The organism is Paenibacillus protaetiae (assembly GCF_004135365.1).
Lineage (GTDB): Bacteria > Bacillota > Bacilli > Paenibacillales > Paenibacillaceae > Paenibacillus_AP > Paenibacillus_AP protaetiae.
In genome coordinates, this window is record NZ_CP035492.1 from 1,424,274 (window position 1) to 1,447,691 (window position 23,418).

Annotated in this window: 20 protein-coding genes; 6 read left to right on the forward strand and 14 right to left on the reverse strand. The window is 53.1% G+C overall.

Translation table 11 applies throughout. From position 1 onward, the window contains the following. Window positions 1–74 precede the first annotated feature (74 nt). From ET464_RS06330 to ET464_RS06355, 6 genes are all read right to left on the reverse strand, one after another. On the reverse strand, window positions 75–1,523 hold the full coding sequence (locus tag ET464_RS06330; protein ID WP_129439259.1) for a putative amidoligase domain-containing protein: 1,449 nt from the start codon (window positions 1,521–1,523) through the stop codon (window positions 75–77). Between the two features lie 227 nt (window positions 1,524–1,750). Then, the gene (locus ET464_RS06335) at window positions 1,751–2,314 is read right to left on the reverse strand and encodes an outer spore coat protein CotE (protein ID WP_129439261.1); all 564 of its coding nucleotides are present in this window, start codon (window positions 2,312–2,314) and stop codon (window positions 1,751–1,753) included. A gap of 297 nt (window positions 2,315–2,611) precedes the next feature. After that, window positions 2,612–3,400: an ABC transporter permease gene (locus ET464_RS06340; RefSeq protein ID WP_425271756.1), complete on the reverse strand. Its 789-nt coding sequence runs from the start codon at window positions 3,398–3,400 to the stop codon at window positions 2,612–2,614. 79 nt (window positions 3,401–3,479) lie between these two features. Continuing rightward, entirely contained in the window at window positions 3,480–4,298 is an 819-nt protein-coding gene (locus ET464_RS06345; RefSeq protein WP_129439265.1) for an ABC transporter ATP-binding protein, read from the reverse strand. A 30-nt stretch (window positions 4,299–4,328) separates the two neighbouring features. Continuing rightward, entirely contained in the window at window positions 4,329–5,336 is a 1,008-nt protein-coding gene (locus ET464_RS06350; RefSeq protein WP_129439267.1) for an ABC transporter substrate-binding protein, read from the reverse strand. Between the two features lie 155 nt (window positions 5,337–5,491). After that, window positions 5,492–7,009 carry a carboxypeptidase M32 gene (locus ET464_RS06355; RefSeq protein WP_129439269.1) on the reverse strand — a complete coding sequence of 506 codons (1,518 nt, stop codon included), beginning with the start codon at window positions 7,007–7,009 and terminating at the stop codon, window positions 5,492–5,494. Window positions 7,010–7,140: 131 nt separating this feature from the next. On the opposite strand from ET464_RS06355, the gene ET464_RS06360 reads away from it, so the two are divergent. Together ET464_RS06360 and ET464_RS06365 are read left to right on the forward strand one after the other, a co-directional pair. Beyond that, the gene (locus ET464_RS06360; RefSeq protein ID WP_129439271.1) at window positions 7,141–7,476 is read left to right on the forward strand and encodes an iron-sulfur cluster biosynthesis family protein; all 336 of its coding nucleotides are present in this window, start codon (window positions 7,141–7,143) and stop codon (window positions 7,474–7,476) included. Between the two features lie 45 nt (window positions 7,477–7,521). Beyond that, window positions 7,522–8,094 (forward strand): beta-class carbonic anhydrase, encoded by a 573-nt coding sequence (locus tag ET464_RS06365; protein WP_129439273.1) that lies wholly within the window; start codon window positions 7,522–7,524, stop codon window positions 8,092–8,094. 41 nt (window positions 8,095–8,135) lie between these two features. Here the strand turns inward: ET464_RS06365 and ET464_RS06370 are convergent, their stop codons facing one another. Continuing rightward, a complete protein-coding gene (locus ET464_RS06370; RefSeq protein ID WP_129439275.1) occupies window positions 8,136–8,663 on the reverse strand; it encodes a DUF309 domain-containing protein in 528 nt (175 codons plus the stop codon). A 143-nt stretch (window positions 8,664–8,806) separates the two neighbouring features. Here ET464_RS06370 and ET464_RS06375 point away from each other — a divergent pair, with 143 nt between their 5' ends. Both ET464_RS06375 and ET464_RS06380 read left to right on the forward strand, forming a co-directional pair. Beyond that, window positions 8,807–9,226 carry a hypothetical protein gene (locus ET464_RS06375; protein ID WP_129439277.1) on the forward strand — a complete coding sequence of 140 codons (420 nt, stop codon included), beginning with the start codon at window positions 8,807–8,809 and terminating at the stop codon, window positions 9,224–9,226. Next, a complete protein-coding gene (locus ET464_RS06380; protein ID WP_129439279.1) occupies window positions 9,226–9,504 on the forward strand; it encodes a YxcD family protein in 279 nt (92 codons plus the stop codon). The genes ET464_RS06375 and ET464_RS06380 overlap by 1 nt, the downstream gene beginning before the upstream one ends. Before the next feature lie 168 nt (window positions 9,505–9,672). Here ET464_RS06380 and ET464_RS06385 read toward each other — a convergent pair whose 3' ends face one another. The 4 genes from ET464_RS06385 to ET464_RS06400 all read right to left on the reverse strand — a co-directional run bounded on the left by ET464_RS06385 (window position 9,673) and on the right by ET464_RS06400 (window position 13,237). Then, complete coding sequence (locus tag ET464_RS06385; RefSeq protein WP_129439281.1) at window positions 9,673–10,905, reverse strand: beta-ketoacyl-[acyl-carrier-protein] synthase family protein; 1,233 nt, start codon at window positions 10,903–10,905, stop codon at window positions 9,673–9,675. Further along, a complete protein-coding gene (locus ET464_RS06390; RefSeq protein ID WP_129439283.1) occupies window positions 10,881–11,312 on the reverse strand; it encodes a hypothetical protein in 432 nt (143 codons plus the stop codon). Before ET464_RS06390 ends, ET464_RS06385 begins: the two co-directional genes overlap by 25 nt. A gap of 94 nt (window positions 11,313–11,406) precedes the next feature. Next, window positions 11,407–12,552 carry an NAD(P)/FAD-dependent oxidoreductase gene (locus ET464_RS06395; protein ID WP_129439285.1) on the reverse strand — a complete coding sequence of 382 codons (1,146 nt, stop codon included), beginning with the start codon at window positions 12,550–12,552 and terminating at the stop codon, window positions 11,407–11,409. Next, window positions 12,545–13,237: a methyltransferase domain-containing protein gene (locus ET464_RS06400; RefSeq protein WP_165279929.1), complete on the reverse strand. Its 693-nt coding sequence runs from the start codon at window positions 13,235–13,237 to the stop codon at window positions 12,545–12,547. The genes ET464_RS06395 and ET464_RS06400 overlap by 8 nt, the downstream gene beginning before the upstream one ends. Before the next feature lie 181 nt (window positions 13,238–13,418). Here ET464_RS06400 and ET464_RS06405 point away from each other — a divergent pair, with 181 nt between their 5' ends. Further along, window positions 13,419–15,350, forward strand: a complete 1,932-nt coding sequence (locus ET464_RS06405) for a glycosyl hydrolase family 18 protein (RefSeq protein WP_244226699.1) — start codon at window positions 13,419–13,421, stop codon at window positions 15,348–15,350. 97 nt (window positions 15,351–15,447) lie between these two features. Here the strand turns inward: ET464_RS06405 and ET464_RS06410 are convergent, their stop codons facing one another. Beyond that, window positions 15,448–16,668, reverse strand: coding sequence for an S-layer homology domain-containing protein (locus ET464_RS06410; protein ID WP_129439289.1), 1,221 nt, complete (start codon window positions 16,666–16,668; stop codon window positions 15,448–15,450). 219 nt (window positions 16,669–16,887) lie between these two features. Next, the gene (locus ET464_RS20555; protein ID WP_129439291.1) at window positions 16,888–20,850 is read right to left on the reverse strand and encodes a S8 family serine peptidase; all 3,963 of its coding nucleotides are present in this window, start codon (window positions 20,848–20,850) and stop codon (window positions 16,888–16,890) included. A 451-nt stretch (window positions 20,851–21,301) separates the two neighbouring features. Here ET464_RS20555 and ET464_RS06420 point away from each other — a divergent pair, with 451 nt between their 5' ends. Then, the gene (locus ET464_RS06420; RefSeq protein WP_425271757.1) at window positions 21,302–22,555 is read left to right on the forward strand and encodes an alkaline phosphatase; all 1,254 of its coding nucleotides are present in this window, start codon (window positions 21,302–21,304) and stop codon (window positions 22,553–22,555) included. A gap of 44 nt (window positions 22,556–22,599) precedes the next feature. Here ET464_RS06420 and ET464_RS06425 read toward each other — a convergent pair whose 3' ends face one another. Continuing rightward, complete coding sequence (locus ET464_RS06425; RefSeq protein ID WP_129439295.1) at window positions 22,600–23,292, reverse strand: DUF7002 family protein; 693 nt, start codon at window positions 23,290–23,292, stop codon at window positions 22,600–22,602. Window positions 23,293–23,418 lie beyond the last annotated feature (126 nt).

A 23,418-nucleotide genomic window follows, 5' to 3' on the forward strand; every position in this document is an offset into this window, starting at 1 on the left:
ATGAGGCGCAGCCTGTTCAAGCAGCCGGGATCATCCGGCGCAATCCAAAAAAAGCGCATTCGCCCTTCGGGCGGTTAACCCAAGGGCGGAATGCGCCATTTGAACCGGATATCCTGGCTTTCATCCCATACCGCCCCTTTGCGGGCGGCATCGAGCAGCGGCTCGATATAAGCCGCATATTGTCCGTAGCTTTCCGTCGCTGCCATCTCGGCGGCCAGGCCGTCGAGGCAACCAAGCAGCTCGGCCCGGTCCCCTTCGTAATAAGCGGCAATAAACCGTTCGTCCATCGACGGCAAATACGATAAATTCCACGCCTCCTTGGCGCAAAGCAGCGATAAAGCAAAAGCTCCCTTCGCTGCGGCAGGAGAAACAAGCCAGCTGGGCAGCGTGCGGTATTCGAAGCCGTGCGGCTGCAGCCGGAAATCGCCAAGTGCTCCGTATCGCGGCCTTCTGCCCCTGCCGGAAGGATCCTCCACCATCGCCAAAATAAACGCCGTATAGCTGTCCAGCAAATGAAGCAGCTTGGATGTAAGCGGCACGCCGCTGAAGTGGATATGCCCGCCCAGCGCGATCCCCCGCGCAGGCATCGCCCCTGCCGCCCAGCGAAGCGAATAGTCGCTGCCGATCCGCTTCGCTGCGCGGAGCAGCAGCAGCCTGACATTAGCGGCCAGCGCATTCGGATTGTCCGCCGGGTCAGGGCGCAGCTCCGCAACCGGATACAACAATCTTCGCCCTACGCGCAGCACATCCGTTCCGGCCGCCGCTCCCGTGCTTTCCCCCAGGAAACGGGCAGCCGACGCGACTTTGCCGTCCGGCCGCAGCAGCAGAAACTCGGGATCGGCCCCGATAAGCAGCGGCGGTTTCTCTTCTTCATATTCCTGGCTTCGGACGGTATGCAGCCATCCCGCAAAACGCTGGAGGCTCGCTTGCCGCAGCTGGATGTCCTCCATGGCATGTACAGCCCGGACTGATGTTTTGCCGTCCATGCCCAGCGCCACCTCAACTTCGCCTACATCAAGCCCAAGCACATAAAGCGCCCGGACAGCGGTCCGTACAACACGCCGGACAGCGGCATCCTGCGGCCATAACGACCCGGGTGCCGCTTGCGCGCTCCCGGATTTGCTTAACGGATTCGTGCCGCTGACCGGATTGCCGGAGCTGTCCAGCCTGATCATTTCAATCGGGTCCAAATGCACGACCCGGATCAAATAGAGACGAACGTATCCGCGCTCTTGTTGCATAAGCCCGGAACGCTGCCATATGAGCTGCTGCGTCTCCTGCGGCATCAATGCGGCCGCCGCGGATCTGCTGTTAAGTATCCAAGCGCCCGGAAAGCGCTGCTCATCAACCGCCTTATGTTCCGACAGCGAAAAAACGGCGTCGCCCGGCCCCACCTCCGACCAATGCCCATACCGCCTGAACGGCGAATCGGCGCGAGCTCGCGAAGCCGGCTTTGCGCCGTTCCCCGGCATGACATGCTCCAAACGATCATAATCGCCATACCACAGCCACGTTTCCGACATCGTACGTCACCTGTTTCTCGTCATACCGGCCAAATGTTACGGAAGAGGGAACGAGCGGCACGGCAAGCGCCCCGTTTGTTCCCTCTCGCCGCATATAGTTTAGGCGGGTGGCCGCCATCTGCTCCCGGACCACTCGTTCCGGAGAGCCCATCAACAAAGAAGAGGGCTCACGCCCTCAAATCTGCCGATTGCTCAGCATATCATACTCTTACAAAAGAGCGTTTCGATTACAGCTCGTCGTCCAGAAGATCTGGGTCGAGATCTTCATAGTCTCCGTCGCCGAGACCGAATTCGAATTCTTTGCCGTCCAGACCGTCGATGCCGCCTGGAACAACCGCTACGCAAACTTTGGTTTCGGCAACCATTTCAACTGCGTATTCCCGTTCTACCCGAACGACAACATCCGTACCGTTCGATGAAGTATTGGCCTCGATGCAGTTTGGCTCCTGCAGGCATTCAGCCGTTACTTCCTCTGTAGAGCTTCTATGCTTCGGATCCAGGTACGACAGCGGGATATGCTCTACATAATGTACGGATTCCTTTGCTACGTCTGTTTGCGAATTTTTACTGTACGAATACCAAATGTTGATATCGTAAGTACCGATAACCTCGATGCCGTCGCCCGAACGAACCGCTTCATATTGATGGTTAATTATCCATGCGCCCAAAATGCTTGTTGGTACATGAGGCGGCGTTACGGTATGGGTTACAGTGGAAAACTTACGACCTTTGCCGCAGACAGCTTTCGTAATTATTTCTCTGTACTGAAGCTGTTTATCTGCAATAGTCATTGATTTAACCTCCTCCATACAATCATTCAATTAAAGTGTATGCAGGACATTCGTCTAGGGTGACTGTTTCTTTTCCCGCGCCGCTACGATTTTTTTGCCCTTACTATTTTATGGCAATCGCTCGGTCAACATGACTTTTAGTTTTGTCATGCAGGCAAAAGCCGCGCAAAACGCGGAAATAAAGCAGTTTTCCCGCAGGATGTCCGGTATGCTTCAAGCGGTGAACGGCTAATCCGGCAAACATCGCAAGAAGCCGTCCGGCCGTTTGGCACAAATAAGATAGGAAAGAAACAGAGATTAACGGTCTTTCCAGCCGGCGGTCAGCTTCCGCTCCAGGTAAGCTACCAGTTGGTACATAATCGTTGCCACAACGGCAATGACGACAAGCGTGGATAATACAAGTGTGAAATTGAACACCTGGAAGCCGTAAATGATCAAATAACCAAGGCCTGATTTCGCAACCAGAAACTCGCCGACGATTACGCCGACCCAAGCCATGCCTACGTTTACTTTTAACGCCGAGATAATAACAGGGAAAGATGCCGGCAATATGACAAACCGGAACAGCTGATAACGCGATGCGCCAAACAGCTTCACCACTTTGATGTGGCCGGGGTCTACTTCGCGGAATTGATTATAAATGTTAAGTGTTGTAATTATGACGGTAACGGATAAAGTAACGGCGACAATGGATAGAAATCCCGGGCCAAGCAGGACGATAAACAACGGGCCAAGCGCAACTTTAGGCAAACTGTTCAGCACAACCAGATAAGGATCGAGCACTCGGGATAAAAAAGGCACCCACCACAAAAGCGCGGCCAGCAAGGTTCCAAATAAGGTGCCAAGCACAAATCCTACGATCGTTTCGCCTACTGTAACCCCGATATGCGGCCATACCGTGCCGTCTGCCATCGAGGTCCACAGCTGGCGGGCGACTTTCGTCGGGTAGCTGAACAGAAGCGGATCGACCCACCGGTTCCGGCCGGCAAGTTCCCAAGCAACGATAAAAACGGCAAGGATTATAAATTGAAGCGAGGCGGCGGCCGAAGCAATCCGTTTGGCACGTTTCAAATGGCTGCGGTGCAGCTGGCCAAGCCAGGCGCTCCGGTCTTCTTGAACACCGGATACGGCGGCTGCCTCATCTGCTTCGGTCTTCTCATTCCGGTTACTCACGGGAGCTTCCTCCCTTCCGGTCTTCGCCTGCTGCCGGCAGATCGGCATCGACCTGCTCCAGCTCCGCCCAAAGACGGTCGAATATTTCCTGAAATCCCGGAAGGCGCCTGGCTTCCAGCGGTCCGGCACTGCTCAGCGCCTCCGGAACGACAAGCTCGAATCGGATGCGGCCCGGATTGCGGGCAAGCACAATGACCCGGTCGCTCATCGCTGCCGCTTCCGCCAAATCATGCGTCACCAGCACTGCTGTTTTGCCGCGCCGGCGCAGCGTATCATGCACAAGCTGCTCCAGCTGCAGCTTAATATGCATATCGAGCGCGGAGAACGGTTCATCCAGCAGCATTACATCTGGATCTGCAGCCAGCATCCGCGCCAGCGCTACCCGCTGCCTCATGCCGCCGGACAGCTCGTGGGGATACCTTTTTCCCGCTCCGGGCAATCCTAATTCCTCCAGCAGCCCGTCGATCCTTGCGGGCCGCACATCATAACCGGCAATTTCAAGGCCAATGGCCACATTGTCGTAGATGGTCCGCCATGGAAACAAATAATCCTGCTGAAGCATGTAACCGACTTTCATCGAAGGGCCGGTCACCCGCGCTCCGTTCAGCAGCGCTCTCCCGCTTGTCGGCACGAGCAGGCCGGCGAGCAGGCTGAGCGCCGTTGTTTTGCCGCAGCCGCTAGGTCCAACGAGACTGACGAATTCGCCTTGGCCCACCGACAGATTGAAGTTCTCGAGCACGAGATGCGCGCCTTGATCGCCCACATAAACATGAGACACTTGTTCGAGACGGAGCACTGATTGATCCGTCATCTTATCACCTTCTTTCAGCGACAATCCGGATTATTTCGCAGATTGTATCGCTTGTTCGGCAAACGAATTGTCTACAATCGTATCATGAGCCGTGCGTTCCTTGATTTGGCCGGCCATAGACATAATATCAAGCAGGTTGTTCCATTCTTCGTCGTCAATAATCGGGTCTGTCGCAAAGGAACCCTGCTGCTTGTAACGGTCGATGGAGCTGATCAGAATGTCCCGGTCAACGTCATTAAAATAGGATTTGACCGTGTCGGCCGTTTCCTCCGCGCTATGACTGTTCACCCACTGCTGAGCTTTATAGATGGCATTCGTAAACGATTGGACCGCTTTTTTATTTTTGTTCATAAAGCTTTGCTTCGTCATAAACACGGTGTACGGCAAATGGCCGCTTTCCACGCCAAATGAAGCAATGACATGCCCGGTGCCTTCCTTCTCGAAAACGGAAGCCGTCGGCTCAAACAGCTGAACATAATCGCCTGTACCGGAAGCAAAAGCGGGGGCAACGTTAGCAAAATCAATGTTTTGAATAAGGTTCAAATCATTATGAGGGTCAATGCCGTGTTTTTTCAGCGTGAATTCACCCGCCATTTGCGGCATGCCGCCAACGCGCTGGCCTAAAAAGGTCGAGCCTTTAAGCGAATTCCAGTCAAAATTGTCGACGGCGTCTCTCGAGACAAGAAACGTGCCGTCGGTTTGCGTCAGTTGAGCGAAGTTGATGACCGGGTCATCCGCGCCTTGCTGGTACACATAAATCGACGTTTCTGAACCAACAAGCGCCACATCAATGGAATTCGACAGCAGCGCCGTCATCGTTTTGTCGCCGCCGGCTGTTGTTTGCAGCTTGACATCCAAACCTTCTTCTTTAAAAAAGCCTTTTTCCAATGCCACATACTCCGGTGCGTAAAACAATGATCTTGTTACCTCGCCAAGCTGGATCGTTGTTGTGTCCGATTGTTTGCCGCAGCCGGCAATAATCGCAACCGAAGCGATGACGACACCCAGCAGCACCCTCATCCACCCTGTCCTGCTCATGCAGATACCTCCCTCTGAAAATGCACAATTTGATGTACGATAGCCTATGCGTTCAAACCTGACTTGGTGAAAAAGCCTACGCCTGCGCACAGTTCCGGACAGCAAAAAAAAACGCGCGCCGACAGGGCGCGCGTTCCAAGCAGGTCAAGTCCTGCTTACAGCTTGTAAATATCCGAATATTTGTCCGTCAAGTAGCGGACCAGGTATCCGGAATCAAGCGGCTTGCCGGTAACGCCTTGGATAAGCTCCGATGGCGTTTTCAGCTTGCCGTGTTGATAGATTTTCTCGGAAAGCCACTGCTTGATCGGCAGCAAATTTCCTTCTTCCACCAGATTCCAGAACCCTTCGATCTCCTGCTCCATCGTAGCGGCAAACTGGGCGGCATACATATTGCCGAGGGAATAGGAAGGGAAATAGCCGAACAGGCCGCCGGACCAGTGAACATCCTGCAATACGCCTTGTGCGTTGTTCGGAGGCTCGATGCCTAAATATTGCTTATACTTCTCGTTCCAGATCGCCGGCAAATCAGCCGCTTTAACGCCTTCATTAAAGATCAGCTTCTCGATCTCATACCGGATAATAATATGGAGGTTATAAGTCAGCTCATCAGCTTCAATCCGGATCAAGGACGGCTCCACTACGTTAATTGCACGGTAAAAGTCTTCGGCTGACACGTTCAGCTGACCGGGGAAAAACGACTGCAGCTCCCGATAATAGCGGTGCCAGAAAGGCTTGCTCCGGCCAACGACATTTTCCCAGAAACGCGACTGGGATTCATGAATGCCCATTGATGTGCCGCCGCTAAGCGTCGTGCCTGTCAGCTCGGCCCGAATATTTTGTTCATACAGCGCATGGCCTCCCTCATGCAGCGAGCTGAACAGGGCGCTGGCTATATCCTCTTCATAATAATGGGTCGTAATACGCACATCGCCTGGATTCAGCCCCGTCGCAAACGGGTGTACACTTTCATCTACGCGACCTTTATCAAAGCTGAAGCCCATTTGCTTCAATATGTAGTTGCCAAGCTCCTTTTGTCCCGCAATCGCAAACTTTTGCTGCAAAAACGAAGTATCCGGCTGATGCGGCGAAGCGGCAATTGCGCTTGCAAGCGGCACAAGCTGGTCGCGAAGCCCGCCGAATACACGGTCAAGCTCAGCGGTCGTAAGGCCCGGTTCATACAAATCAAGCAGCGTATCATAGCGGGTGCCTTTGGCGGCGCCCCATAAGTCGATAAATTGCTGCTGATACGAAATGATTTTGTCTAAATATGGCTCAAAGCTTGCAAAATCGTCGTTGTCTTTGCATTCTTCCCATTTCGATTCCGATTGCGAGGCCAGCACAACATACTCCTGATACAGCTTCGCCGGTATTTTAGCATTACGATCGTATTCCTTGCGCGTTTCCTTCACAAGTTTCTGCTCGATTTCGGAAAGCTGCGCGAACGCCTCCGGCTGCTCCAGCTCGGCAAGCTGCTCTCCAAGCTCTGCAGAGGTTTGATAGCGGAACATGTCGGCCGACAAATGGCCGATCGCCTCGGAGCGGGCCTCCATCCCTCCGCGCGGAGCGCCTGTGCGCAAATCCCAATAAAGCACGCCTAAAGCTTCCTCGTAGCTCTTAATCTTTCGAATCGTTTCCAGAAATTTCGGAAGCGCCTGCACGGTTGATGTAGTCATATGAATCCGCCCTTCTATCGTAGACTAGGCTTACCTATTCAGCCTGTAATCTTGATATTAACGGGTGATAAACGTATAATCAACTTTAATCTAAAGTGAATGTGCGGGAATGGAAAAGGAGACGATTACATATGCGAATACAGTTTACTCCTTCTGCGGTCAACAAGCTGAAGCCTTATTTGGACGGCTCCGGCCTGCAGTTGAAATTTCTGCACGATACTGAAGGATGCGGTTGCGTCGTTAGCGGAGTGCCGGCGCTGGAGCTTATTCGGGAGCATGGAGCCGATGACCGGCTGGCACACGGAGAGCCGTTTGATTTCTGGTATGAACCGCGCCATGAAATCTATTATGAGCCCGTTATGACCATCGACTTTAATCCGGCGAAAGGGATCTTTTCGTTGAAAAGCGACAGCCAGATTTATTCGGTGAATGTCAAACTGGCACATCCTCCTGCGGAAACCGCTTAATATCGGGTTTGCGATCATTTTATTCATACGGAAAGAAGGTATAACATGAGCAACTTGGAGCAAATTTTGAAACACAACGAGGAATTTGTTGAAGGCAAAGGGTACGAGCAGTATTTAACGGATAAATTTCCGGACCGCAAAATGGTCGTCGTTACTTGTATGGACACGCGCTTGACCGAACTGCTGCCGAAAGCGATGAACCTGAAAAACGGCGACGCCAAAATTATTAAAAACGCAGGCGGCCTGATTACCCAGCCGTTCGGCAACATTGCGCGCAGCGTACTTGTTGCGATCTATGAGCTTCAAGCTTATGAAGTATTTGTCGTCGGGCATCACGGCTGCGGCATGAACGGCTTGGACCCGGAACGCGTCGTCGGCAATATGGTGAAGCGCGGCGTGCCGCAAGAAACGATTACGACGCTGCAAAACAGCGGCCTCGATATGATGCGCTGGCTCGCCGGCATTGAAGATGTGCGCAAAAGCGTCGAAAACAGCGTCAAAATTTTGCGGAACCATCCGCTTCTCCCGGCAGGCATTCCGATTCACGGGCTGGTCATCGACCCGGAAACGGGCAAGCTGGAACTGGTAACGGAAGGTTCGGACGAAAAACAAGTTTAAACCCGGACGAATAAGAAAAAAACGCAGCAATGCGGCTTCCATTAAGCCTGCTTGCTGCGTTTTTTTGCAATTGCCGCTTCCCTTGCCGCTATGACATCGCTGCGGTCACGAAGCTTATGGCGGTGAATTAGCGCCTCGCTGTTCATATCGCTTGGCTTGCCCCAAACAAGGCCGCGGGCTGAGCATAACGCTTCGCAAGCCAGCAGCAGCTCATGGTCCGCAATGCTGAAGCACAAATCCTGGAAAACCTCCATTGCGCCTGATTCCAGCCGTTCAGCCCGTGCTTTCAGCTGTGCGAGCAGCGGCGGTCCGTCAATGCCCGCTTCCTGCAAAAGCTGCGGATTCAAGCGGCTTAATGCCTGCAAATACATCTTCCCGGCGCCGGCCGCATTGCCTCTCCGCTCATGGTAACTTCCGACAGCGACTTGAATAAGCCCGACCCATAAACGGGACAGATGGTCTCCCGGATGCTCCTTCCAATATTCCTCCAGAAGCTCATGGCATTCAAAATAATCCCGGGTAGCATGAAATTCAACTAAATAAGCAATATAAGATGAAGGATATTGCAATGTTATTCTTCCCCTTCGTTACGCCATACTGTGGCATTATAATCAGCCGCTCCAATTAAAAAAATGAAACCTGCTATCCTCCTAGACGTAAACCTATACAAGCACAATTAAAATACACCAGATCAAAAAAGGAGTCAAAGCAAATGAAAAAAAGTATGCTGCTCATGATCGCCTTCACGCTTTTCTTCACATTGGGGTTAGCAAATGCAGTGGATGCCAAGCCGCGGGGCGGGATGAAATCTCCCCGTCAAAGCTTTACACAAACGCCTAGCAAGTCGGACAGCTCGCACCAGTCGACACCGGGCTCCGGCACCAAAACTACAACCGGCACCGCCGGCACCGCTGCAAAAACCGGAACAACCGGCGGCGGTTTTTTGAAAGGCATGATGATCGGCGGCCTGGCCGGCATGCTGTTCGGAAGCATGCTTGGTTCCGGCGCCTTCGCCCAAATGTTCGGTTTGATCATTAACTTGATCGCTATCTTTGCCGTGATCGCTATTATTCGTGCCGTGTTCGCCTACTTCCGCAATAAACGGACACCGGATCAACGGAGACCGTATTAATGCGTATTTACACCGATGAGATCATTAATGCGATTTGCCTTCATATCGCTGACCGCAAAGGTGTACAACCTACCGATGTCGAAGCTCAGCTTTCCTGGGAAGAGGAATACGGTTTTACCGCAGAGGTATGGGTCAGCGGCCGCAGCCAATATTTAATAGAAGCGAATCTGATCGAAGCGATCGTGCAATATATGTACAAGCAATATAATAAACGCGTATTTCCCGAAGATATTACCATTGATGCGGAAGACGATTTCTGGGCCGATATACGCGAATAAAAACAAACAAAACCTCACTGCAAGCAGAAGCTTGCAGTGAGGTTTTGTGCTTCCGGCAGCAAGTCTGCCGCTATTGCCGGACCGGCAATGATCGCAGGCAGTATGACTATGACTGCTTGCATGCTTGCTTGCCGGAACGGCAATGACGCCATGCGGGATGCCGCGAGCCTACGCTCTGCGGAATGCCAGCACTGCGTTTACGCCGCCAAAGCCGTACGAATTCGAGATGGCTGCATCCGGCCTCTCCGGCCGCGCAGAGCCGGAGACGAGATCAATTTCCGCCTCCGGGTCGGGCTCCGTCAAGTTTGTAGTAGGCGGCAGCCAGCCGTTGTACATGGACAGCAAAGTAATAGCCGCCTCAATCGCGCCGGAAGCGCCAAGCGGATGGCCGTACAGCCCTTTCGTGCCGCTGACGGCAACAGGGCGGTCGCCGAACACTTGGCGGATGACGCGCGATTCCGTTACATCGTTCAGCAGCGTTGAAGAGCCATGCGCGTTAATGTAGCCGATATCGTCCGGCGACATATCCGCCGAAGCCAAAGCAAGGCGCACCGCACGGGCGGCCTGGCTGCCGCTGGGCAGCGGAGCACTCATATGAAAAGCGTCATTCGTCAAGCCAAAGCCTGCCACTTCGCCGTAAATGCGCGCCCCTCTGGCACGGGCATGGCGTTCCGACTCCATGACGAGAACCGACGCTCCTTCGCCCATCACAAAGCCGTCGCGGTTTTTATCAAACGGGCGGCTGGCGCTGTCCGGCATCTCATTGCGCGTAGACATCGCCCTCAGCATATCGAAGGCGCCGAATGAAAGCGGCGCAAGCGGCGCCTCCGCCCCGCCGGCGATCACAACATCCGCTTCTCCGCGGCGGATCGCCTGCATTCCTCTGCCGATTGCCACCGCTCCCGATGCACAGGACATCGCGTTTGTTTCATTCGGGCCTGTAAAGCCAAACTCCATTGCCATATTGCAGGAGGAAGCTCCGCCAAATACTGAAAATCCAAGCGTTGGCGAAACGGAGCGGTAACCTCCGCTGTAATAATTGCCGCATTGCTCTTCGGCATATGAGATGCCGCCAAGCGCGCTCCCCATAAAGATGCCTACACGTTCCGGTTCGATGGACGTTGGCAGGAAAGCCGCGTCGCGCATAGCCAGCATACCGGCCGAAACGGCAAGCTGGGAATAACGGTCCATCCGGTGCGCCCTTTTCTTATCCATGTATTGCAGCGGATCAAAATCTTCGATTTGAGCTGCTATTTGGCTCCGAAGCCCTTCCGGCACAAACCGGTTAATCGCTTTCACTGCACTTTTGCCGGTTTGTACGCCATCCCACAGCTGCTTCACCCCCGTTCCAATTGGTGTTACCGCCCCGATTCCGGTTACAACGACCCGCTGGTCTGCCATATGCCAGTTCCCTCCTTCTGATGATGAGCCTGTTTGATTTGCCGCGCCAGCCCCGCGAGGGTCTGGTCCGCGATATGATGGACAAAGATCCGGCCGATGCCATTAGCCGCAAGCCTTCTCAGCAGCGGCGGCTTCATCCACTGATGAATGATGCTCACCTTTACTCCGCCGTCTGTTTCCTGGAAACGCCACTCCACATCCATGCCTTTCGTAACGCCTTTGATATGCCGGTAACGGATGACCGGAAGCGTACGGTTCACTTCCATCGTGCTTACCCACCATACCGGCCAGCGCAAGTTTCGGAATGCACGCACAGCCGCCATCTCCACGATCCCGCCGTCTTCGCCGCTGCCTTGGCGGAAAGCCGTCCTCCGGTAATGCGATAGCCGCTCCGGCCATAACTCCACTCTTGCAGCCAGCTCGACGGCTTCGGCAAGCGGACATGAAAAAATTTTTTCATTATAAGTAAACAGGTTGAATCTTCTCCTTCTTGTCCAAAAGTCAGCAATCGCCTATCCAAGAGGCAAGCTTGCCGCTTAAACGCGGCGATGATACAAGTCCCCGGATAGCGGAATGCCACAGGTACGGATTGCGGCTTCCCCACTCAATTAGCCGCTGCAGCCTGAGACCCGGGGCAAACGCCGCTTGCCGCTCCCGCTCGTATTGCTGCAGCGGCTGCCTGAAGCCGCCGGCAAGCGCTTCCATGATCCGGAGCGCAGCCATTTCGGCGCTTCGGACAGCCCGGTAAATCCCTTGGCCCGTTAGCGGGTCATAATAACCCGCGGCATCGCCAACAAGCACCAGCCCCGGTACAGCAGCCGCTTTCACCGGCCGGTCAAACGGCCCGCTGGCGAGCACTTCGCCCTCGATTTTGGCGTGCGCCAGCTTGGCTGCAAGCCTTGGGGAGCGGCTGGCAGCCTGCAGCATAAACGCCGCCTTGTCGCGGGCGGCGGCTGCCGCAGTGCGGCCGGGCATGGCGACAGTCATATTCGCCAGCCCGCCGCCAAGCGGCGCAACGCCAATGACGAGCTGCGGCTCCACATGCAGCTCTACCCGGTCGGCCAGCCCTTCCGCATGGCCGACCCGCGCGGTAAAAGCGGCCTTGCGCAGTTTGCCGGCAGCGCCAAGCCCGGCACTCCGGGCGGCGGCGGAGCGCAAGCCGTCCGCGCCGACCACAAGCCGCGCCTGCAGTGCGAACGGCGCGCCTATATGGGTGAACCGGCCGTATACGCCGGTTACCCGGTCTTGTTCATCGCGCAGCAAGCCGTCTACTCTGGCGCGCTCCTCGAGTACGGCGCCAGCCTCGCAGGCAGTGCGGACAAGCCGCTCGTCAAGCAGCTCCCGCCGGCAGCATACGCCGTACCTCCCGGCGGGAAACGATGCCTGCAGCTCTATTTTCCCGCTGCCGAGGCTCCAGCCTCTTACTATGCTGCCTTCCCATGTTCCGCCTGTTTGCAGCAGCTGCTGCACAGGTACTCCGGCCCTGGCCAAAGCAGCAACGGCCCCGGGATTCAGCGATTCTCCGCATGGCTTTCGCTTCGGGAAAACACCGGCTTCCAGCAGCCGGACGCGGCAGCCTTGCTCCGCCAGCAGCTTTGCTGTCATGCTTCCTGCCGGTCCTGCGCCGATAATTATAACGTCATCCATGACCGACTAACGCCAGCCGGAACGGAAAATGTTTATGTACTGAAGCGCCGGCAATGCCAGCCTGCCTAAGCAGTTCCCGCGCCTCGGAAGCCGTATAGGAGCGGCGGACTGACAAAGGCCCGTCATGCCTGGTGACGGGGCTTCGCCAGACTAGCCCTGCCAGCAGCTTCGCCGACCAATACGCCAGGCGCCTCCGTTCCAGATCGGTGACGATCCATCCGATGCTGGCGACACGGTTCATTTCCGACAGCAGCTTCACCGACTGCTGCTCGTCGAGATGATGCAAAGCAAGGTTGCAAATTGCAATATGAAAGCTGTTATCGTCGTATGGAAGCGCCGTTCCGTCCGCTTCCGACACTTCAATTTCCGGGTAGCCGGACGTACGTTTGGCCGCAAGGGCAATCATTTGCGGATGGATATCCACACAGGAGATCGAGACATGGCGCCCGCGAAGGCCGCGCCAGTTCAGCAGGGCAACGGGGATATCGGCAAGCCCGGTTGCCACATCCAGCACCCGGACCTTGCCCCCGTCAACTTTCGCAACCATTTTTTCCATATGGGCATATAATGCCGGATTGCCGCCCAAATAGCGGTTCACATGCCATACTTCGCGCAAACTGCGCTCCAGCTCCGGCAGTTCCAGCTCGGCTTCATCCAGCCATTCTTTGGCATATTCCCTCTTCACACACATTTCGCCCTCTTTCATTTCACATTCCATTTTCCTTTATTGTTATTGTTTTCCTTTTATTTTATCCAGCAAAGCAAAAAAAGAAGTAAAACCGATTTATGAACTATTTTTCATCAAAATATAGCGCAACCCCGGCGCCTTTCCCGGCGTTTAACTGTTTATTAACGGGAGGAGTGTGATGGAACGTTTTATGCCGCCGCAACTACAGAAAATACTGATCGCCCTGCTCATGATCCCGCTTCTTGGGACTGCCGCTCCGACGCTTCATGCAGCCGCATCTGCGGCAACCAATTACCGCGTATACCAGAACGACAAGCCGCTTAAGGAGTTTGCAGCCGAGCAGCAGGCCATCGCTTATGCCAAAGGGTATGCCTACAGCCATGTGGAGCAAATTACGGGACGAGCCTGGGTGTGGGACAACTTTCCGCGCTACAAAATTTATCAGGCGGGAACTTCGAAGACGGCTTGGGAATACCGCACTTATTCGGAGGCGTTGGCCGCCGCAAGCAAAATGTCCTACGTACATATAAGAGATTTGCAGCAGCCGGGATGGGTTTATAATTCTTATCCGCACTTCCAGCTGTATCAAGGCACAAACACGAAAAACAGCTGGGGATTCGCTACGCTTGCGGCCGCCAAGCAGGAAGCGAAAAAATGGGGCAATGCCCACATTATCGACCTGGATTCGAATACGTGGGTATGGGATAACTTGACAGCACAGCAAAAAACCGCCCAGCGTGCAGGCAGCAAAAACTTTGTGATCGTTAAAGAAAACATTTCTGGCGCATCGGACAGCTATTCGTTTTTGTACGATGCCATCCAAGCTGCGAATGCATCCGGTTCAGCCAATGTATATGATACGTCCACAGGCAAAGTTGTCTTCTCCTCGTATCCGACCTATGACGTGCTGCAAAACGGCAAGCCGATCCAATCGCTGATCAGCTTGACGAAAGCTGTTGCTTACGCCCAATATTACGCCAACAGCGAAGTGGTCCATAACGGCGAAACATGGTGGACCAACATCCCTTACTTGACCGTCCTCCAGAACGGCAAAAAAATTAACGCCTTCTCTACCCGCGAGGCCGCTGTGAGCTATGCAAAAGGTTACGCTAACAGCGCCATTCAGACCGCTGACGGGCGCATGATTTGGAGCAATGCCAAATCGCTTGTATATTTAGGCTGGAACGGCGAAGTGGCGAACCAGACCGTACTGGCGCAGGCTTCCGCTACGCAAAGCTTGTCCATTGATTCGCCGACATGGTTCCAGCTCGCCGCTTCTGACGGCAGCCTGACGGATACATCGGATGGTTCCGTCGCCAAACAGCTGAAGGACAGCGGCATTCAAGTAACTCCGCTGGTCCATAACCAGTTCGACAAGGCGATGACGACCGCATTTTTAAAAAATAAAGCGGCGCAGACGAGCTTTATTAACGCACTGACGGCCAAGCTAGTATCGCTTGGCGTGTACGGTGTCAATCTCGATTTTGAAAATATGGCTGGCAGCGACCGCGCCGCTTTCACGGCCTTTGTCTCTTCTCTTGCCAAAGCGGTGCATGACAAAGGGCTGAAGCTGTCGATTGATTTGCCGCGCGGCGACAAAAGCTGGAACGCCCAAACGGCCATCGACCAGCAGGCGCTGTCGGGGCTTGTGGATACCGTCATTATTATGGCTTATGACGAGCACTGGAGCGGCAGCGATACCCCCGGTTCAGTAGCCGGCCTTGCGTGGACCGAGGAAGGGATCAAGCAGTATCTCGCTTACGGGGTTCCGCGCAGCAAGCTGATGCTTGGCATTCCTTTTTATGTGCGGGAATGGCAGCTGGACGGCAGCGGCAAGCTGATCAGCAACCGCGCGGTGCTGATGAAAGATGTGAGCACTTTGATTGCTTCCACCGGAGCCTCCGGCATTCAGGACCCTGTATCCGGCCAAACGAAATATACGTATAAGAAAAACGGCTATACGTATATGTTTTGGGCCGAAACGCCGGAAACGACTGCAGCTCGCATCAATTTAGCCAAAAAATACGATCTGGCAGGCGTAGCCGCCTGGCGGCTCGGTTACGAGCAGCCTGATTTGTGGACGATGATGCTTCGCATGAAGCAGTCTTGATAATTAGATGAAAAAAAAGGGGGGCGGAATGCCTCCCTTTTTTTTATGTCCTTGCTGCGGTTCCAGGATTGATGCAACAAACAGGCAGCCCCCTTGCCTAAAGCAGAGCGGCCAGCCGGTTGAGCAGAACCGCAATTTCGGCGCGGGTTGCATATTGTTGAGGAGCCAGCTTGTCGGCCGATACCCCCTTCATCAACTGCAAGCTGTACAACAGCTGCAAATCATCCGTTGCCCAATAGGAATCCGGCACATCGGTAAAAGGCCACTGGCTTGCTGACGGGCTGCCTGCCATGCCCGATGCCTTCAGCACGCGTGCGATAATGGCAGCTATTTCCGCTCTTGTAACCGGCGCATCCGGCTGAAATACATTTTGGCCGTTGACGGTTGTTCCTTGTACTAAGCCATAATGGGCTGCTGTTTCAATATAGTCATAATACCAAGCGGTTTTGCTGACATCCGGGAACGCCGGCGTTTGCTGCTGCACCATATCCAGGTGAAGGGCTACGACCGCTGTTTTTGTAAGCTCCGCTCTCGTCATATTGCGCGACGGCTCGAAGGAACCGGCTGCTGTGCCTTGCATTACTTTTCCTACCGACAAAGCGGCTATGGCATCCGACGCCCATGTGATCGAATGAATAGCTTCGAAATCACGGTACGCCTGCAAAGCCTGCTCTGCCGTTACGGTTGTTCCTTTGGCGGATGGGGCATCGCCTATGTTTTCTTTGTGCTCGTCCGCTGCCGCCGAACCGCTGCCTGCTGCTGAAATATGGACAACGGGGCTGTTTATCGTATGTATGATATTAACGCCGGGGTTATTTTCTTTGATGATAAGCGATTTGGCCAAAATCAGCTTGGCGTCGCCTTCTTTCAGCGCTTTAAAGCTTACCGTTCCGACTTTGCCGTAACCTGCAAACAGCAAGCTCCCCTTTTTGGCCGTGATTTGCGATATGGTGATATTGCCTGCAGCAGCGTCAAACTGATTGGCGAGCGTCATCGGGCTGGCCGCCTGCTGGAACACATTAGGCTGCAGCGGTACGGACGCTGCCGGAATAACAGGCTGCAGCAGCTCCGGATTATAACTTAGCCGAATTTCGTAACCTTCGATATCGCTGTAATCGCCTGTAAAACCTTGGAGCCATATGGCAGCTTCAAATGTATCGCCGGTTTTGACGCCTGCAGATGAGACTGCTATGCGCACATCCGGAAGCTTCGCCGATTTGTCCGCCGCGTTCGCTTGACTGCCGCCAGCAACAATTGTATAGGTAAGCTGCAGCGCCATGCATGCAAGCAGCGCCTTTGCCATCCACTGTTTTTTCATTGACCTATCCCCTGTCTTTTATGGATGGAAGAGGATAGACTTTTCGCCTATCCTCTTTCCAGCCACAGTTAGTCTGTAGCACGGAAGTTGCATCCTAGCTTATCTAGTTGCAGCTTCAAGGTACCCTGAAGCTGCTGCCTCACTTTACCAGGTGCAGCTTCAGGGTGCCCTGAAGCTGTTGCCTCACTTTATCAGGTGCAGCTTCAGGGTTCCAAAAAGTTACAGCTCGAAATTGTCCAAAATAAAGGAAACGTCCAGCAAATCAACCTCATTGTCGCGGTTAATGTCCGCTGCGCTGGTTTTAGCCGAAGGCCATGCCGCACCTTTTATTTTGCCGAATTCTTTGGCAGTCAGCTGCAGGTCAACGAGGTCAACCTTGCCGTCGCCGTTCACATCGCCGGCAACGAGAGGGCCAAAGTTATGGGTTGTGTCGCCGTTTACCGTCACCGAATCGGTTTCAGATACATGGCCAGGAACCACAACACGTACGGTGTATGTGCCTTCCGGAACACTAATCGTATACGTTCCGTCAGCAGCAACTCTTCCTACACCTGCAACGCTGCCGTCCTGATCCAGCGCTTCAACCGTTACCTTATGAGTGCCGTCAGTGCCGTCATACCAGGTTGTGCTGTAGTCAATACCATCGCCGAACGCTTCGGCAGTAATTTGGCCGGAGATCGTGTAGTCCGGAGCGGTTGGCGTTTCAGTAATGGTGATCGTGCCACTGCTTGCTCCGCCAAGCGGAATATCCTCTCCGTTGCTGTCCAGCAGCCGGATGTTGGACAAGTCAAAGTTGTATGTCCCCGCATCCTCCGCTGAAAAATGGTACGTTGCCAGCGAAGTGCTGCCATCATTGCTGTAGCCGTCAAAATCGCCGGCTAGCGATAAAATATAATCCGAACGGGTTTTCCCGCCTCCGGCATCCGCTTTAGCTTCGTTCGTAATCAGCGATACGCCCGGATTATTTGCCTCCTCGTATCCGGCAAGCTCTGTGCCTGCCTCAACCGAACCGCTTGTAAGGTCCGAATTGTACGTCAAGCTGAATTGTGCGGAATACAGATCCTGAACCCCGCTGACATCTACACTTACGCTGAATGCATCACCCGTCTGTGCGGAGTCCGCAGACACGACGGCGGATACGGTTGCATCCGGCTTGGTCGTCTCCTCATAATTTACGGTATATGCCGGATCCAGAACGCCGTTAAGGGCTTCGTCATATACGTAAATGTCAAACGAATTGGAGCCGAACCGGATCGGCACATCAATTTGGAAATGGCCATTGTCATCAATCGTGCCGTCTACCTGTTCATTCCCAAATACAGCCGCAACGCCAATCGATTCATAATCTCCAAAAGCATCAACCAAGAAGTCGCCGTCGATCGTTCCTGTAATCTCCCCTACTCCGTTGTTAACCTGAATGTCCGGATTAAGCGTAGATTCCGGCGCGGTCACATCCGTAATAAACGGTGTGATCTCCTCTTCGATCGGCGTAAAATTCCCGCCATTTTGGATGACCCATGGGACGACCAAAAAGATATTATCGCCAAAGTCGCCAAGCTTCTGGAACTTATTCGCCTGATATTGCACGGTGGAATCCCAATTCTCTACCCAATAAGAGCCAGGGCGCACACCTTGCTTCTCTTCCGTTATCGTTCCATAGTCATACTGATTCGGATAAAAGTAATCGTGAACATCAAGCGAGAAATAATCGTTCTGGCCATTAATGTCAAAGTACACATCGGACGTATCCTGCAAACCGTCCCCGTTCGGCGAGAAAATGATCGGGTCGAGACGAACGCCGGAAACAACTCCCGGCAATTCTACTTCCCCTACATAAACGGCAAGCGGCAAATGCAGCACATGCCCGGAATCCGACGTCAATGTCACATTGCCTTCGTAATAACCTTCAGCCGTATCATCGGCAACATTCAGCGTCACCGAAAACTCCGAGCTGCCGCCGGCGCTTACTGCAACCGAGCCGGCATCAAAGCTGACGGTTCCCGCCGAAGCTCCGGTCCAGCCAAAACCAATCTCATAGCTGGAAGCTTCGCCAACAATATCTTCCACCTTCACCGTTTTCGCAAGCGATGCTCCTGCCGCCGTTTGCCCGTATGACAAACTGCCGGTCAAATACGGCGTATCCAGCCCGCTTTCCACATTCGCGGTTGATTCTTCCGCTAACGCTACCGCTTTTGCTTCGATGGATTGCGCGAGATCAACCCGGCCGGCCCCCTGTTCCATATGCGTATATACTTGACCTTTCTCGGAAGTAAGCTCAACCGCATTGTTCATGAGCAAGCCTTTGATTTGCTCCGGCGTTAAATCAGGGTATTTCTCAAGCAGCAAAGCCGCTGCGCCGGCAATATGCGGCGAAGCCATGCTTGTGCCTTCCATATCGGCATATGCATCCGTATAATCGGCATCCGGATATTGTTTTCCGTAAGCCGGAACGGAAGAACGAATGCCAACGCCGGGAGCTGCAATATCCGGCTTAACGGCGAGGGAAGGAAGCGCAGGGCCCCTCGAGCTGAAATCGGCAATCAAGTCCTCTACCATCTCAATGCCAAGATGAATCGTATAAGACGGCTGATCGCCAATCGCATTTACGAGCAGCTGGCCGTTTTCCTGCGAAATGCTTAAAGTTGGAATATAATCGCCCGGAGCGCCAAGCGTTCCGCCAAAATTGCCTTTTGCATTGTTATAGATAATGGCTGCAATCGCGCCTGCATTTTGGGCATTTAACGATTTTTCCACAAACGAAATGTCGCCCCGTGAAATTAATGCTACTTTGCCGGTTACATCAATGTTCTTAAAGTCATCTGCTGTTCCAAGCCCCGCGTTTACAATCTCGACGGATGTATCTGCAAGGCTGCCAAGATCGGGTGAATAGGCCATAATGCTGCCGTACATCGGGCTGCTGATATCAGCGCTTGTAATCGCCGGAACATTAAGCGGCGGATAGGATGCGCCTACCGATATAGCCAGCTGGGCGGTAGCCGGGCTGCCGGCTGTATAATCGCCGGGTCCGTCATTGCCGTTGGCAATAACCGGGACTACGCCGGCCAGCGCAGCATTGTTGATCGCTACGGATTCTGCGCTGCCTTCATTATTAAAGCTGTCGCCGAGGGACAGGTTAATAATGTCCATGCCTTGCCCGACCGCTTTATCGATTCCTTCCAGTACATCTTCGGTGGATCCTGTTCCACCCGGTCCAAGCACACGGTAAACGTACAAATCTGCGCCGTAGGCGACGCCTTTTACCCAACCGGTCGGATTGTTCTCAACCGTCGGATCTCCCCGGCCGACAATCGTGCCCGATACGTGTGTGCCGTGAGCAGTAGCGGCTTCCGGGTCATTCGGATCCGGCGGCGTTTCATAAGGATCATCATCTTCGTCTACCGCGTCATAACCGCCTTTGTAGGCATCCTTTAAGCTTGGATGCAGGTAGTCGACGCCGGTATCAATAACGCCTACTTTAATGCCTTCGCCGTTAAAGCCGGTATCCCAAAGCGAGGTTGAACCGATGTACGGCGCGCTTTCATCCATATTAGGCGTAATGCTGTCAATCGGAGAAGCGTGAACCGTCTGGTTCGGATAAATCGCCTTAACGCCCGGCAATTTCAGCAGGCTGTCGATTTGATTAGCGGCGATTTCAACCGAATAACCGTTAAAAGCTTGAGAATATTGGGAGCCTAGCTTAGCTTTTAGCGTTTTGGCGCCATTCGCAAATGCGGTCTGCTCCTTAACCAGCTTCGAAGCATAATTGGCATCCGCCTTGAGCAGCCCCTTCCCAGCCTGCTTGCTATGTACGGCAAGTGGAGCTGATTGCAATTCGACAATAACCGTTATTTTTTTCGTGCTGTCCGATTCCGGCACAAAATTTTGCGGCTCTACAGCTTCGGCATTCGCGGTTCCTGCAATGGCTTCCGCTCTGCTGACCGGCGAATCCGACGGTACATGTCCCGATTGCGCTACCAGGCCGCTGTTGCTTTTTGCCTGCACTTGTAATGGCAAAGCAAGCGCCTGCTTCGGAAAAGCTTTTGGTTTCAGTTTTGTGCTGGATGCATGCGCAGCAGGTTTATCTGCCGCAGCGGCTCCTGCTACCGGTGCTGCCAGCGAAAATAACAATATGGCAGACGACAGCACAGCCAGCCATTTTTTGCGATATTGATTCGATTCCATGAGCTTCCTCCCTATTCTCCGACTTCATACCCCAATGACTAAACGACATAATCCCGCATCCCTTATGCCGGATACGACTTCATCTGCCCTCCTTCCTGATCCGATACCGGAGCTTCATGTTCGCAGCCAGCAGAACCCTTTCCATTTGTTGGATGCTAGTTACTAGTTTAATAGATGCTTCATAAATAATTTGTAGAATTTTCTGATAATTATAAAGATTGTTTCGTCAATTCTCGATCAATGTTCGTAAAAATGAGGCATGCCGCTTCCGGAGATCCCCTTCTGTAATTGTCCAAATCTGCAGATGAAGGGATTATTTAACTAGGTCTACTATCCTATTTATGTAATTTATTAACAAAAACTAGATATTACGAAAACATTCTCTTTACTTAATTTTACTAACATAAAAAAAGAAGCCTATTACGAGTTTAGGAGGGTTCATATGAAATTGATGAAAAAAAGCAAATGGAAAATGGCAGCCGCCGGATCAGTTGCCGCTGCTGTATTGGTAACAGGAATTGTTAACGCTCAGCTGCCTAATCGTGCACATGCCGCTTCATGGCAAACGAAAAACGTTATTTTATTTGTCGGGGATGGTATGGGGCTGGCGGCACGCAACGCAATCCGCCTTGCTACAGTTGGGGAAAACGGCAAGCTTGCTATGGATGATATGCCTTATGTCGGCTTGATTCACACGAATTCGACGACTCCGGTGACAGACTCCGCCGCTTCAGCAACGGCTTATGCCAGCGGCGTAAAAACGTATAATGGCGCCGTTGGTGTAGATGCCAACAAAAAAAACGTTAAAACGATTATGGAATACGCCAAAGAAGCCGGCAAATCTACTGGTGTCGTAACGACCAGCCAAGTAACCGACGCTACCGGCGCCGCATTCGGCGCGCATGTGGAAGACCGTTCGAAGCAAAGCGATATCGCCCTGCAAATGATCACGCAAAGCAAAATCGACGTCATTCTGGGCGGCGGCGAAGATTATTGGTATCCTGCAGGAAACCCGGGCAAATTTAAGGACGAGCCTTCCGAAGATCCTTCAGAAAAAAGCAAAGGCACACAAGGCAATTTGATCAGCAAAGCAAACGAGCTTGGCTATAGCTATGTATCAAACGAAGCTGACTTGAAAAAAGCAGATGGAACGAAGCTGCTTGGCTTGTTTGCCAACGAGGAAATGTTCCAGCAAAAACCGGAAGGGCAAGGCGACATTTACAACCCTGTCGTGTCTTTGCCGACCATGACTCAAAAAGCGCTTGAAACACTCTCCAAAAACGAACAAGGTTTCTTCCTGATGGTTGAAGAAGAAGGCACGGATGAATTTGGCCACCAAAACAATGGTGAGAAGCTGATCAAATCCGGACAAGAGCTGGATAAATCCGTTTCGATCGCTAAAGAATTTGCACGAACGCATCCGGATACGCTTGTGCTTGTGCTCGCCGATCATGAAACCGGCGGTCTTTCGATTGAAGAGGTGAACGATAAAGACGAATCCGGCGACGGCATGTCCAAAGAAGACGGACCGTTCTCAATTGCGGGGTCTGATCAGAAGTTTGTGATTGACTGGACAACAAATGAGCATACCGCTATCGACATTCCTGTTACGGCAATGGGCAAAAACGCCGAGCTGTTCTCCGGCATCTACGATAATACCGAAGTGTTCGGCAAACTGATGCAAACGTTAGGCTTAATTAAATAACCGCCTGGCTTCCGGAAAACAGCCCCTTTCTGGGGGCTGTTTTTTTATTGCCGCCTGGCGGCGAAACCGGTTAACGGTTTGGCCAGTTTCCTCCAGCGTGAAGGTACATCTTCCGCCTGTTCCGTATAAACAGCCTGCAAATAGCTGGACAGCCCCCGGATCTGGCGCTCTATCAATATTTCTTTTATTTCAGATACGTTTACCGGCACCGGACCGCTGCGAAAAGCTTTAAATTGATCAATCGGCACAAACATATTCGTGCTTTTCCGATATTTGCAATGATGGGGATAACGCGGTGAACTTCCCGAATCGTATTTGGATAATTTAACCGCATCATAATGATCCGCAAGCAGCGGGTAGGCATCCAGTTCCAAGATGGCAAACTTCTCGCCTTTTTCTCTGCGGCTGTACATGTCCAGCATTTTTTTGCACGCTTCAGCCGTCGGCCACAAAAACACATGGCGGTCCAAATATGCACGAAAAGCTGCAAGCGTAGTCCCTTCTTCCATCATGCTGTCTGGAATAGGCAAATGCGCATTAAGCGTGGCGGGCTTGCCGTCCAGCATGACAGTGAAGGGAGAGGTCCTCCGGATGCCCGGATGATGAGGATATGCCTCATAACTGGACAATAAACCGTCCCTTTCAGCAATAGCCGGCAAGTTGCTTACTCTTGTAAAGTGATACAGCCGCTTCCTGCCTATTGTTTTGGTGATATCCGACACCAACGCTTCCCGCATCCGCAGCTTCCCCCTCTCATCCAGTAACAGCTGCCCTTATTATGGGAAATACTTCCGTTAAATATAAAAAATAAAGACGGCCTAGCACTAGGCCGCCCTGAACGGGACAATGAGACCGCTTCTTCC